The organism is Methanoculleus chikugoensis, from assembly GCF_900095385.1.
Taxonomy (GTDB): Archaea; Halobacteriota; Methanomicrobia; order Methanomicrobiales; family Methanoculleaceae; genus Methanoculleus; species Methanoculleus chikugoensis_A.
This window is the reverse complement of record NZ_FMID01000052.1, coordinates 1-14,201: the sequence shown is the minus strand read 5'-3', so window position 1 is coordinate 14,201 and position 14,201 is coordinate 1. Positions and strand designations below refer to the sequence as shown.

Annotated in this window: 9 protein-coding genes; 4 read left to right on the top strand and 5 right to left on the bottom strand. The window is 54.5% G+C overall.

The window, feature by feature from the left end; genetic code table 11:
* Positions 1 to 300: 300 nt before the first annotated feature.
* The 4 genes from L21_RS11055 to L21_RS14195 all read right to left on the bottom strand — a co-directional run bounded on the left by L21_RS11055 (position 301) and on the right by L21_RS14195 (position 7,841).
* Positions 301 to 2,214 (bottom strand): hypothetical protein, encoded by a 1,914-nt coding sequence (locus L21_RS11055; protein WP_074370528.1) that lies wholly within the window; start codon positions 2,212 to 2,214, stop codon positions 301 to 303.
* 137 nt (positions 2,215 to 2,351) lie between these two features.
* Positions 2,352 to 3,578: a glycosyltransferase family protein gene (locus L21_RS11050; RefSeq protein WP_074370527.1), complete on the bottom strand. Its 1,227-nt coding sequence runs from the start codon at positions 3,576 to 3,578 to the stop codon at positions 2,352 to 2,354.
* A gap of 241 nt (positions 3,579 to 3,819) precedes the next feature.
* Complete coding sequence (locus L21_RS11045; RefSeq protein WP_074370526.1) at positions 3,820 to 5,286, bottom strand: hypothetical protein; 1,467 nt, start codon at positions 5,284 to 5,286, stop codon at positions 3,820 to 3,822.
* 242 nt (positions 5,287 to 5,528) lie between these two features.
* Positions 5,529 to 7,841 (bottom strand): carbohydrate-binding protein, encoded by a 2,313-nt coding sequence (locus tag L21_RS14195; RefSeq protein ID WP_178377725.1) that lies wholly within the window; start codon positions 7,839 to 7,841, stop codon positions 5,529 to 5,531.
* A gap of 582 nt (positions 7,842 to 8,423) precedes the next feature.
* Here L21_RS14195 and L21_RS13920 point away from each other — a divergent pair.
* The 4 genes from L21_RS13920 (at position 8,424) to L21_RS11020 (ending at position 12,200) form a co-directional block, all read left to right on the top strand.
* Positions 8,424 to 8,699, top strand: a complete 276-nt coding sequence (locus L21_RS13920; protein ID WP_143727284.1) for a hypothetical protein — start codon at positions 8,424 to 8,426, stop codon at positions 8,697 to 8,699.
* 104 nt (positions 8,700 to 8,803) lie between these two features.
* The gene (locus L21_RS11030; RefSeq protein WP_074370525.1) at positions 8,804 to 9,775 is read left to right on the top strand and encodes a glycosyltransferase family 2 protein; all 972 of its coding nucleotides are present in this window, start codon (positions 8,804 to 8,806) and stop codon (positions 9,773 to 9,775) included.
* A 122-nt stretch (positions 9,776 to 9,897) separates the two neighbouring features.
* Positions 9,898 to 11,103 carry a glycosyltransferase family 4 protein gene (locus L21_RS11025; RefSeq protein ID WP_074370524.1) on the top strand — a complete coding sequence of 402 codons (1,206 nt, stop codon included), beginning with the start codon at positions 9,898 to 9,900 and terminating at the stop codon, positions 11,101 to 11,103.
* Entirely contained in the window at positions 11,100 to 12,200 is a 1,101-nt protein-coding gene (locus tag L21_RS11020) for a glycosyltransferase family 4 protein (protein ID WP_074370523.1), read from the top strand. Before L21_RS11025 ends, L21_RS11020 begins: the two co-directional genes overlap by 4 nt.
* Before the next feature lie 813 nt (positions 12,201 to 13,013).
* Here L21_RS11020 and L21_RS11015 read toward each other — a convergent pair.
* Positions 13,014 to 14,201 (bottom strand): beta-ribofuranosylaminobenzene 5'-phosphate synthase (locus L21_RS11015; RefSeq protein WP_074370522.1); only part of this gene is annotated, 1,188 nt, incomplete at its 5' end.

Below are 14,201 nucleotides of genomic sequence, written 5' to 3'. Positions count from 1 at the left end.
TTATGATCCCCGTCCAGCAATCGCTCAGGTGCAGCATGTTATGAACACGAGTACAAGAGATCTATCGAGTCGATGTGGTTTTTAACCATTTAAGCCCTATATCCCTGCCCGCTAAATTCGACGTCGTAGTGCCGATACAATACTTGCCTCGAGGTTGTCTCAACACCCTCTGGTGAAAGGGGGAGGCTCTTTCCTCCCGCCCCCATGAAGAAGACCGCAAGTTGCCTCACCCTGCCCCGGCGCTCCCCGGGATGCTCCTGCCTCCTGGATGGTATGCCCTGTTTTCCGCAATGTAACCTCTCAGTGTGTGAAGTAGTACAGACTGATCCCGTCGTTGGAATAGATCTCATCCGCTGAAGCGAATTTGACCGAAATATACTGTGCATTTTCTTCAGTTGGGAGGTAGGGCTGAGGGCTGTCAGGATCGAACTTATTACCCATCCCGAAGAGCAGCCCGCCTCTTTGAAACTGTTTGTACGGAATAATAACGTAGCCTCTCGCTTCAGATACATTTAAGGAGGCCTGCATACAGGTGACGTTGTAATATGGGATCCCCAGGCGTTCCAGCTGGTAACTACTCCCCGGTCTGGTGAAGAATCGCTTCGTATAATAATCTGAAAAAAGAGAAGAGTTGCTTGGTACGGTATTCAGCACGTGATTATATCCGGCTATCTCGTCTTGATCGAAGGAGTACCGTTTGGAGGGTGGTTCGTAATCGACGAGCCCCAGGGAGCTGATACCGTAGAGGACCACCAGAGCGATCAGCACGACCCCAACCTGTTTTAGCGGTATTTTCACTGCAGACAGATACTTGGCGATAACATACATTCCTGTACCCATAACGATGGCAAGGAAGGGCAGGAACAGGATTATAAACCGGTCTATCCGGAGGACTTCCACCAGTTGGAAGACCACGGTAAGGATGTTCGGAACGCTCAGAAGGATCGCTATCATTCCCAGAATGCCGAATATGATTGAATGTCGTGGCTGTTGCTTCCATATGAGATAGAGCATCCCGATCACGCCGAGCAGGACAACGAACAGCCTATCGATGTTGCCTGCCAGGAAACTCATACCCTGATTGACTACCCTGGAAAAGACAATGTTCTGGTACAGGGACGGATCGGTGTGCGGGAATAACTGCTCAAAGAACGAATACGCGATAAAGGTCCAGTAACAGGCAAACAGCGTGATGGGCACCATCAAGAGGACCGGATTCACACGCTTTCTATCACGGATGAACAGTTCAAGACCAAAGAGAAGCCCGAGCAGGACGATGATCATCGGAGTGGAGATCTGGTGGACCAGAAGGATGAAAACGAATATGGTCACAATGCAGAATCTCCGGGCCATGGGTCTCGTGACGGCATGCATTGGCCCCTCGGTTTTTGTCTGCGAATAGAGCAGGTACAGGAGGATGAGAAACCCGACATAGGCCAGGGTTCTGGTCACCATATATGTGCCGTAGAATATGACGTCGGCACTCATGGCATAGATGAGAACGATCATAAGAGAGATCTGTTCATTGCGAAAGATGCCATTGACCAGGAGATACAGGAATAATACTGTTGTAACGTAGATCAGGCAGGTGGTGATGAAAAGAGTTGTCTGAACGTCCAGACCCAGAACCTGTGATGATAGGGCTACAAATACGTGATACAGAGGGAAATACGCGTAATTCCCGAGGTTTTCCGGGATTATGTGCCCTGATAGGAGGGTTGCGGTGGACATGTAAATATGCGGCATTGTATCCGTAGCTCCGAAATACAGGGCTGATCTGAGCGTATAACTGTAGATTGTGACTGCAAGGACAAGCATGATCTCAAAGAGCACAACTGCAGGAAGTATCCTCCGGGATAGAGCCTGGAAAAGAATGATGACATACAGGATAATCACCACTAAAAGCCCGATCTTCGATTCTGCCGGAGTAATAAAGAATGTCAGGAGGGCGAGCACATATGTTATCGAAAAAAGTATTGTAGGTATCGAAGGCGAATATGAGAATAGTGTCACCTTCTCCGACAGATCGATATCCTGCTCTTTAATGTAAACAAACGCGATGGATGCGATAATTGCCGGAGCCGCCATAATCGAGCCATTGATCAGGAAGCCCGTCATGTTGAAAATATAGCAGAAAGTAACGCCTGCGATGTAGGTCAGCAGCACCAAGTATGGGAACATGTCAGCTATTGTCTCGAGCAATCGAATTTTCATCTGGAGTCTTTCCTCCCTCCGGTATGCACCCCCTTGAACTCCAACATAATATAGCTCACTCTGTATGGCCCAGGAGAGATACGGAGCCGGATCGTCCTCTGGTCTCGCCGGAAAAAATCGGAATACATGTTTTTCCCCTAGTGATCCGGCCGGGGATGGCTATTCCGGATCCGTTCATACAGGTTGAGGTAATTCCGGCCGACCACTTCAAAAGAAAACTTAGAGCTGAGACTGAGTGCATCTTCCATCATTCTCCTGCACCTGTCGGGATCGCTCAGCAACTCCGTGACGGCCAAGACGATCTCCTCTTCCGGAGTATCCCGGTCGAAAAGGAGTGAGCATGGCGAGATCTCATCGGAAAACTCAATGGATGCCCGTATTATCGGGATCGCTCCACAACGGAGGTACTCGAAGACCTTATTCGGAGATCCCTTGACCCAGTATGCGGTCTCTGGTTTTATGAAATGAAGGCCGACGTGGCAGTTCTCAGCGAGTTGCCGGGCCTGGTCCCGGGGTATAAATCCCAAGTTGAAACGGAACCGCGAGCCATACTCCGCCTGCAACGGTGCCATCATCTGTTGCAACTCTTCGTCGTGGCCGGAGGATGGCCCGCCGATAAAGAATGTGGCCTGTGCGGTGCTACCCAGGACCCCGGAAGCAACCTTCAGCAGAAGCCGGATGTCCCTATCCAGTGGGCTGAGCGATCCGACGTAGAGCACTCTGATTACGGAATCGCCGTTAAACGATCGGATCTTGGCGAGAATGTGTGCATCGTCGTATGTATCGGGGAGGGGGAAATTTGGGATATGGGTGTGGTCGGCTCCTGAAAAAAGCGATTCGAGGCCGCCTCTCCTTCCCAGGCTGGCATGGGCGACGCCGGCGATCTCGCCTTCCGCAACCGTCTCATAATATCTATCTCTTGTCGGTATGGGCAACTGGCCTCTTCGACTGAAGAGTTCGTAGAACTCATGTCTATCATACACAATTCTGGCGTCCTTGAAGAACTGCCTCTTCATCATTATTGCAACCTTCAGGAGGCAGGGATCGTGGACGTGCAGTACGGTGGGGGCCGTCCGATCCACAGCCATCTCTTCCAGCGCCTCCTCTATTCCGGGGGCAAAGAGGGATGGCAGAAAATACATCGTATTGAATACGAGATAGTTCAAAACACGCATATCGGGTGAAGGAGGGTTGATCCTGAAACCCCTCTCACCATAGTGAGAAAAACGCCCCTGTTTTAGTTCGGGAGCGAAGATGCTGAAGTGCAGGCGGAAAACCTCATTGTTGTTCCGCAGCAGGTATTTGATGTGTCGACCAACCCGCCCGTCTTCCAGGGGGTGTTCATCCAGGATGACGATCTTCATCTACGGACCATTCCATCAACCGTTATATAGATTATGTGGTGAGCGGACGTTGCAAACGGAGTCGGCCTTCCCTGCTTGAGAGGCCGAGTGTGTCCGGGTACCCGTAACCATATCCTCCCGGCCGCTCCTTGCATAAACTCCGGTGGAGCCGGGTCTGCACGGCAACAATATCTGTCCGGCCTGCTCGTCGAGTGCATCCCGACCGGATTCGGTGGTGAGCGGGTGAAACCTGAGGAGCAGGCTACAGGTAGAGTATCGGCCCCTCCTTCTGGTAGTCTCCGCCGGGCCCGATGAGGTTGTCTCTTACGTACAGATTCCCGTTCCCGTTTGACTGCCAGACCGGCGGTTCCTGCGTGTAGAGGAACCAGTTATTGTGAATGTACGCCTCGTCCAGGGGAACACCTTGGATCATGACGGGGAATGAACTTTCCGGTTCTGTGGCCATGAAGGTGTTGTGGTGAATCCATATCCTGTCTCCTGCGATCGTACCTGAGCCAGATGGGTCGGGTTTGCCGTGCATATCGAAGTTATGGGCGGAGGGTGCGGGCCAGTTCGGGCCGCAGATATTGTACCTCGCCTCATAACCGTCCCCGGCGACTCCGGAACCGGCAACTGCGTGTCGGCAGTAATCGAAGTAGTTGGCCTCGACCAGACATACCGAACCATGGGTCACCATGACACCATATCCCAGACTGTTTCCCTGATTGTGATGAATGTAATTGTGGTGGATATAACCGCCTGTCTCAAATTTGGAGACATTACCTGTCTGATTGAGGTCAATCGCGGCGCCGTTCCATCCCAGAAGTTCGCAGTTGTCTACCTCCAGATTTCGGTGGGCAGAGTAGATTCCGTAGAATAATCTGCCCGCATTATCCACTGTCTGATACGGCCCTTCCAGGTAGATGCCGGTGATCCTTACATTCTCCCCGCCTGCAATGAGTGCTGTCGGTAAATTAGGGCATTCAGCTCCCAGGGAGATCCTCCCGCCTGAAGAGACTGTGGATGAATCCGTTTCTGTCGCGGCAGCGTCTATTATGTATCCTGTATCGTTCACGATAACGACCTTATCGACCCCTGCCCCTTCCTTGTGCCACTGAACGGTCAGGGTGTGCTGCCCGGCCGACAGATGGTGGTACCCCCCATTAATCCATCTTCCGCCTGGAGCAGCCTCCACATTCCATCGCCGTGGCTCCTTGCTGTCTACCGATATCCAGATAGTATCGTTGGTATCGGATGCAGATGCGTGAGTCCAGACGGTGTAACCGCCTGAAACTTCGACAGTTACCGAATAAACTTCTGAGTCGAAAGTCTTAGTCTCCCCGCGGTTGCTGGCAAGAGTCACGCCTTCGGGGATGGTCACTCCCGACATGTTCGTCAGGTCGATACGGGCTATCTCCTCGATATACACCACATCTCCGGTGTTTGCGTACGGAAGTGCGGCGAACAATTCGCTTGTTGTCGTGACGGTGAAGGTTATCCTCGGATCCGTCGGTGTGATAATGTTCTGGTAGCCGCTGCCTCCTCCAATCGGACTGCCCGTGGGGTTTGCTTCCGCGCCGAAGACCTGCTCTTGTTGGAGGAGCGCGGATGCCGGTTCGGGAGTGGCTGAAGAGGAGATTGAGTCGGAGGTAAAAACCACTACTACCAGCCCAAATAGGGTTACAGTGAGCAGGAGCAGAGTGAAGATGTCACTTTCTTTTGCGCACACCGGAATCTGTGTTCAGTTCCCTTCACCTGGTATATAGTCCTATCGCAGAAGATTGGGTGCCGGACGATGATTTGAACCGGCGTTCTGCAGGTGAGCGCCAGGCCGGCATTGCAACCGGCACAAGAGCAGTCAGTTCTATAGAAGTGGACCAGAATAGACCCGGAGAGGAGCGCCCTGCATCCCGGGTCGGAAAGGGGGATTGTGGGGGATCGCTACGGATCCTCTCCTGCCCGCCTTTCTGTTCAAAGATACAGGATCGGGCCGGATTTCGCCAAAGTCTTGTTCGGCCCGATGACGTTGTCCGTTACGTACAGATTCCCGTTCCCGTTCGACTGCCAGACCGGAGCCAGCTGCGTATAGTAGAACCAGTTGTGATCGATATACGCCCCCGTACGGGGTACACCCTGGATAAAGACAGGGAAGGCATCCTTGGGTCCGGTTGCCATGAACGTGTTGTGATGGATCAGGATCTTGTCTCCTGCGGCGTTATTCGGACCGGTATGCATGTCGAAGTTATGTGCATAGCCAGCGGTGAAGTTCGGGCCGCAGATGTTGTACCTGGCCTCGTACCCGTTCCCGGCGTCCGCTCCGCCGGCAATTGCATGCCTGTGGTAGTCGAAGTAGTTCGCCTCGACCAGACATACCGCATTGCTGCTCACCACGACACCGTACCCGAGACCGGAGTTCTGACAGTGGTGGATGTAGTTGTGGTGAACATATCCGCCGGTCTTCATATCCGGGTCTGCTGTGCTGTAGACGTTGACCGCAGCGGCACCCCATCCCCAGATCTCGCAGTTGTCCACTTCGAGCCTCTTGGACCACGACTTAATCGCGACCCTGGCCGGGCTGTTTGTACTGGGATCCGGTCCCTGAATGCGCAGACCTGTGAACCTCGCGTTCTCCCCGTTAACGAGGAACAGAGATGACCAGTCGGCGCCCGACGCGGAACTCTGGTAGATCCGTCCACCGGAAGCTCCGTTCTCACCACGGTTGCTTGCAATGGTCACCCCGGCCGGTACCCGAACGTCGGAGGAGCCGGTCATGTCGATGTTTGCATTGCCTTCGACATAGATGACATCTCCGGAGCGTGCGCTCTGCAGGGCAGAGAGGAGTTCACTCCGCGTATCGACGATGAACTTCACGCGGGGGTCGTTCCGGCTGATGATGTCTGTATACCCGTCACCTCCGCCGATGGGGTTTCCGGTCGGGTTTGCACCCGCTCCATACTTATCGCCGGGAGTCGGCACTGGAGTCTGGGTCGGCTTTGGTGTCGCCGTTGCAGTGGGCGTCGGCGTCACGGTCGGCGTCGCAGTCGGCGTCGCCGTGGGTGTGGGTGTCGGTGTTTCGGTTGCAAACTTGACATGCGCCATGTCAACCCAGCCGGTATCCATGGTTATCTGGATCGTGTGCTTACCGGCGGTGAGGGGTAACTGCACCGTGGTGGGAGCAAACGTATACCAGTCGCCTGTGTTGGGCGCTTCGACCGTAGCGACCTTCTTCCCGTCAACCAGAACCGAGAATGACTTCCCGTCTTCCGTAGTGCTGGTGTAGAACGTGACGACATAGGTGCCGGATTCGGCTACCTGCACCTCGGAGAACCGGATCCATTCTCCGGCATAGGTGTGGGAAACAACCGGGACGTCGACCCCGCTCCGCTCACCGATATCGACGTCGGCGCTGTCGGTGCGGTATGCGTAACCGCCCTGGTTGCCTGCTTCGGTATCGTGATACGCAACACCTTCGCCTCCGAAGTCGAAGTCAACGAAGTTGATCCGACCGGGCACCGCATGCGCCTTGTAGGGCTTCGGCACGTCGGAAGGCTCTTCCGTCGGCGTGGGAGTCGGTGTCTGAGTCGGAGTGGGTGTCGATGCGGCCTTCAAGACCGTGATCTGCTCGCTGCGGACGTTGTTCGTCTCGTCGCTTTCGGCGATCCGGCTGGCATCGTCCACGGTGGCTTTCACGGTGTGCGTGCCTTCGACGGCCGTCCAGGTTGCACCGGCCGATCCGCCGCTCGCGGTCACGGTGACCCAGGACCCGGGGGCGATCGATGCCGTGTGGGTGTCGGACCAGACGCTGGATCCGGCGCCGCCGTCATCGAACGTGAAGAGGACGGCGTGCTTCACACCCGCAGGCGTGGGGGCGTCGCCCTGGTTCTTGATGGTGGCCCGGAGCGTCACTGGACTTCCCGCTGTTGGCTTTTTCGGCTTCCAGGAGATATCGGTCACCACGAGGTCCGGCTTTTCGGAGGGAGCCGGGGTGGGATTGGATACCCTTACTTCAACGGGGCTGTTCAGGGCATAGGTTCCGGCCTGAATGACCACGCTGCCGTTGCTGACGGCCTTCATTGCGGCCTGTATGACTTTACTGTCATCGATTCCTGCTGTTCCGTCGCTGATGATCTGTCCGTCGCTGCCTTCCGCAAGGACCTTCGTATCGTCGATGTATACCGCGACATCATACGAACCCCGGGAGGTCTGGTCCTGGGCTGCCAGTGCTGGTGCGGTCATGGCAAGCATCACGGACAATGTCAGTACCAGAAACTGGGTTTTTTTCATGCATCATCTCCTTAGAATGCCCTCTGGAGACCGATGCAGCCCCAGAGGATTCCTAGAGGGTAACCCCTCAGTATTATATTCTTAAGGTCCTATATTTATCTATTTCTTTATCGATATAATTGATTATATGAGGTAAATAGTTTAAATTATCTATAATATTCTTGATTTTCACATAATGTTCTGCTTTAATGGAATTTGTATCTTCAAAAATGTTTATATGCTGCTCTTGGCGGTGCTGATGGCCGTGGCGTTACACACTTTTCCGGTGAGCTGGTGTTCTATACGCCATTCCGCCTGCTGGGCTTGTTATATTTCCAGAATAAGGCGATATCCCCGTTGCCTTTGGCAAACCAATGTTCTGGGTGGATTGCAGGAATTTTGGGATCATCGCACCCCCCAAAAGTATATATGCTAAGCGGTATGGCTTCTACCATCGAGTGCCTGCTGGAGCGCTGCTGTAAAGCAATGGTTAACATACGGGCACCGAATTTCCCAAATCCGGTTACATATTGTTCAGATGTGAAAAACTCAATACCACGCTATAACATGCATGCAGGGGGGCTGATTAGTACGTATCGCTTGATGCCGAACGATGTCGATGTTCTCTGTGGTTGCAGGGAAACCTTTGAAAGGAATTGTCTTTCCACCTGCAAACTCGTTGGCTGCATATACTCTCCTGGAAGCGGTACACAGGAGCGGACCGGGGATATAACCTCGTCCAGCATCCATTTTTATCCCCGCCATATTCTCCATACCCTGATACAGCGCAGGAAGCCGGATGTGGTTTCCTACTACGGTCTTCCATTCCTGGTACACCCGACCGGTTATCAGTCGTTTTTTGAGGAGGCTCTTCGATGAGGTTATCACCTGCACCTGCTCGAACCGGTGAGCGAAATCGTTTTCATTCAGAAGATCCTGCCGGTAATCCAGCGAGGCACCCTTCTACCCGCACTGTTGTGGCTATGCCGGCCTACAATGAAGAGGGGTATATTGCCAAGACCGTTATGGGGGCCCGGCAGTATGCCGATATTGTCCTCGTGGTTGATGATGGATCGGAAGATGACACAGTGCCGATTGCCAGAGCGCTTGGTGCCCTCGTCATACAGCATGAGGTCAACCGGGGCTATGGCGGGGCTCTTCAGACTATCTTCGACACAGCGCGGAAAATCGGGGCGGACGAGCTTGTCATCATGGATTCCGATGGTCAGCATGATCCCAGGGACATCGAAAACCTCCTGAGGAAACTTCGCGAGGGGAACGATGTTGTCATTGGCTCCCGGTTCATTAAGGGCGCAAGTGGAGATATCCCGGCCTATCGGAAGGTCGGGATGAAAGTCCTCGATACCGCCACACAGTATGCAAGTGATCTGAATATTACCGATTCACAGAGCGGATTCCGGGCATACGGAAAACGAGCGATCCAAACGATCCAGCTCGGCGGGAACGATATGTCTGCAGGGTCGGAGATTCTCATTCAAATCGGCGCTCAGAATCTTAGGGTTGCGGAGGAACCTATTCGGGTTCGTTATGACATCGAGAACACCTCATCGCAAAATCCGTTGATGCATGGGCTATCCGTTCTCAACGTGATCATCAAGTTTGTCAGTTGCAAAAAACCGATCTGGTTCTTCGGCATGCCCGGACTGTTATTAACCTTATCCGGGGTTTTTGCGGGATTCATGGCCTTCTCGGATTACTATATTACAGCAAGATTTCCATTTGCGCTCTCGATGGTCAGCGCTCTCACCCTCATCATGGGAATGCTCCTGATCACATCCGGTCTGATCCTCAACTCCCTGGTGCAGATGATGAACGCGTCAAGATCGCAGGGCGGATCGGCTACACCGAAGAGACGAGAGCCCGCGATACCGTCCTCCGAGGCCGATGAAGATCTGTTCGACGACGTGAGCGGTGAACATGCTTCCGGTAACTGATCTGAGATTATGCTACGCTTCCGACCACGCTCCGGTGCAGTTGGTTTGCACGAATGAACCTGCCGTCCGGGACCCGTGTCCCGGTTCGAATTCCTTAACCGGCACCACCAAGGGGTAGCAACATGAAAATATTGGTTTCATCGCTTGTCGATCTCCGAAAATCCGCCCATAACAGCAGGCTTCACCAGTTTCTGAGATGCCTCGCACATGACCATGACATCACTGTGTTAAGTATCAACGATTGGTGGAAAGCCCGATGGGATGGAGATGGAGAAAAGTTTAATGAAGGTTTTGGGGATCTGTTCGAGAAAATAGAGATGCATTATCTTACTGAAAGGAGAATTAGCCCGATCCTTCAGGATGCGTTGTCCCTGGCGACTGCAGGGTCGGTACTAAAATCGATAAACGTTTCCGACTTCGATGTCCACTTCAGCTACAACAATCTCCTCTCCGGGTATGCGGTAGCGCAGCATACTTCGGCACATGGTATCCCGACGATATACGATATCGCCGACGACCTGATCGAGATGATAAGAACCTCCCCGCAGATCCCCCCGTTCGTGAGGCCATTTGGCTGCATGGTTGGTAGCATCGTCGTAGGGAAGAATATTCAGAATTCTCGGAAAATTACCGTGACTACGGAATCACTATGTGCGACATACCAAATTCCCCGGAATAAAGTGGAGTTATTGCCTAATGGGGTTGATACTGATATGTTTTCTCCCCGGCCATGTGACCATATCCGGTCGAGGTATGGCCTTGAGAACTGTTTTGTTGCCGGTCATGTGGGCGTCCTCCGGGAGTGGCTGGATTTCCGGCCGCTTTTCATTGCTATCAAACGCTTGGCAGCGGCAATGAACATTAAACTGCTTATTGTAGGCGGGGGAGTGGGATATGAGGATACCGTCGAGATGGCAAAAGAAATTGGAGTGCTGGAAAATATCGTCTTTACCGGGGCAATCCCGTACTCGCAGGTGCCTGAGTATATATCGTGTATGGATGTGGGAATAGTCCCATTCAAGCCGGACAACGTGTCGAATAACTCGCTTCCCCTGAAATTATTCGAATATTTTGCATGTGAGGTGCCGGTTATCTCGACGTACATTGATACAATACGGGAGATATTCGGGAATAACGTCCTATTTGTCTCAACTCCAGAGGAGTACTCCAGGATGATGCTGTTATTGTGTCAGAATCCGGATCTCCGTAAGGAAATGGGCAGTAGTGGCAGGAAAATCGTTGAAAGTAGTTACCGATGGTCGACTCTTTCGAAAAACCTTGAGAATATTGCGCGATCCGAAGTGCAAAATGGCCTGGTACGTGCATGAAGGTTGTTCTCGTTCACTTAACCGGACTCGGGGGGACGCAGTTGTATAATGCACAACTTGCGAACGCGCTGGCGAAAGAAGGTAACGAGGTCACCGTTCTCTTAGGAGATTACCTCTATACCGAATCGCATTTCCCCGATGCTGCCGTAAAGGTCGTCAGGTTACCCATGGCTCCATCGTATCCGCGGATGCTCTTTAATATGGTTAACCCACTCATGTATCGTCGTATCCTTGAGATTATTTTGAAGGAAGAACCCGATGCGATTCATGCTACATTTGAAGATTCTATCGTCGGTGCGTTATTCTACTTATGCAAGTGGAGTGGAAGTTGCCCGCTGTTTGTCACCGAACATGATCCGGCTTTCCACGCCGGAGAAAGACTCTTAAAACGATTGAATTTCCGAATCTGCAGGTTAATGACGAGACGGACTGCGGATGCGATATTTGTTCACGGCAATCAGCAGAAAGAAACGTTGAAATCCCAGGGATATCCCGACCATAAAATCCGGGTTATAAAGCATGGGGACTATTCTTACTATGCTCAATGGGGAGAAGACTACGTAACAGTCGAGAAGTCCATTCTGTTTTTTGGTTCAATACAATATTACAAAGGGCTGTCTTATCTTATTGAAGCTGTTCCCAGGATTGTTTCTGTAATCCCCGATGTAAAAGTGGTTATTGCGGGCAGTGGGGATCTTTCTGAGTACAGCAGCCTTCTCGCCGATCAGGATCACTATGAGATCCATAACAGGTTTATCCCTGACGAGGAAGTTGCCGGTTTTTTCCAGAGAGCAGCGTTCGTTGTCCTCCCGTATGTGGATGCATCACAGTCGGGAATTATACCGATTGCGTATGCTTTTAAGAAGCCTGTCGTTGTGACGGACGTCGGAAGTATTCCTGAAGTGGTTGATAACGGTAAAACCGGTATAATTGTTCCTCCAAAAGACTCGGGCCTTCTGGCGGAGGCAATAATTAGCCTGCTCCAGAACCCTCAACTCCTTGACCGGATGGGCCAGAATGCGTATGATAAGATGAGGGGTGAGTTGTCCTGGGATGCGATAGCGCGCGAGACTACCCGGGTGTATCGGGGAGGTTAGTGCCCTCCGGGATGCGATGACGGGGATTATGGACCCGGAGGACGCCAGTGAAGAGTAGTGCCGCCGGATCAGGAGATCGTCCTCCCCCGCGGACACTGCCTTCGTCGGTACAATCGGCTCGCTCCATCATGTCTGGATGACGGCTCCAATCTTTCTTCCACCCTGCTTTCACAGCAAAGGGGACCGGGTCATGGTGCTGGTCCCTCAACCTGAGCGGCGTCGAACGGTCGGAGCACATGGTAAAACACCCGCCGGTCCCTTTCCGCACGACTGCCTCCGTTCCAGAACCGCGGTGATGATGTTCCGCATGAGCTCGGGCAATTGCATCCGCTGTTTTTCGAAGAGCCATCGGACTAGCGGAAAAGGATGCCATTCTACGTATACAGGCTAGAATGCGGCAAGTTTTGGGTTGGCCTGAGGCGTAAGGCCGGGGGACGACCATCTCTGCTCCTCGCTGTATCCGGTGGATTGTGGGAGCGGCTCCTGAAGGCCAATCCGTAAAAATATCCCCGAATACCCATAACGCCGTCATGCAGCGTCCCGATCACCTGGGGGTACCGCTATCCTGAGTGTTAACCCCCTGCTTCCTTGCCGGGATACCCTTTATCTTCGATCTCGGCGTGTGTCGGCATGAATGGCGGGGACAGTTTATAACTAGTAAAATATTCCCGGGAACCGGCAGGAGCATGAGGAAAGTGAAGCGTTTTCGGGGCGGGAGCGTGAGCACCGCAAGGCGCGAAGAAGATTGACTCACGACGGTCCATAGGACAGGGGTTCGAGAAGACCGAAGCCGCGAAGGAGCATTCGAGTTCGTCACTCCGCCCGCACGCTCGCCCCGGAATTCCTCGCCCGCGTCAGCAGCACCGCCCCTCCCCGGTCGCCGAGCACCTCCCTCGCCGCCCGGGCCACGTCCTGCATGCCGGAATCCCCGACGGCGTAGACCGTCGGCCCGAACGAACTCAGGCCCGCTCCGGCGGCCCCGGCCTGCACCGTCGCCTCGAGGAGCGAGGAGACGACCGGGTGCTGCAGGCCCACCTCGACCTTCTTGAACCCGAGTGACTGCGTCCGGTTGATCGCCGAACCGAAGAGGTCGAGGTCGTGCTCGACAAGCCCCGGGATCATCCGCATGAGCACCTCGTGGCAGACCTCCCGGACCTCGTCGAGCGGCACCGGGCAGTGGGTGCGGAAGATATCGACCTCCCCTCTCCCGTGCGCTCCGGCGCCTACCTCCGGCGTGACGAGCAGGATGCGCCAGTCCTCCGGGAACCGGTGCCGGGCGAGAACCGGCGGGGGCGCGACGCCCCGTGACGCCGCCGACGGGCGGAAATCGTCTTTCCCTCCCGGAGAGCCGAACCGGTGCCCGCCGTCCAGGATGAACCCCCCCTGCTCGAACGCCGCCGTGCCGATGCCGGACGTCCCGCCGCGCCCGACGACCTTCGCGAGATCGCATACGGCGACGTCCCGCTCGTAGAGCCGGCAGAGGGCGGCGGCCGTGGCGAGAGCAACCTGCGTGCCGCTCCCGAGCCCGGCGTGATGCCGTGCGGCGGCATGCAGGGCGATCTCCGCGCCCCCAGGAAGTCCGAGCGTCTCCTTCGCCGCCCGGGCCGCATCGGCGACCCTGCGGCGCGACTCCTCGTCGCCGCCGCGAACCTCGATCCCCGCGGCTTTCCGTGCATCGAGCACGCACCCCGGCTCGTCGAGGGTGACCCCGACCCCGCCGTCCACCCTGCCGGACGCGCCGTTCATGTCGAGCAGGGTGATGTGGATCCGGGACGGAGCATCGACGAGCACCCTGATCTCGTCGGTGAACGCCGTGCAGGGGAAGATCTCCTCGATGGCGATCAGCGGCTCTTCGCGGTGGATGATCCGGTACTTCCGCGAGAGCATCGGTTCGCACCGGTGGACGTTGAACGTCCGGGCAAGATCCGTGCCGGCACGGACGACGCGGGCGTCGGTGATCTCCCGGCGCGACTCTATCCGGTGGCGGCGGAGGATCCTGCC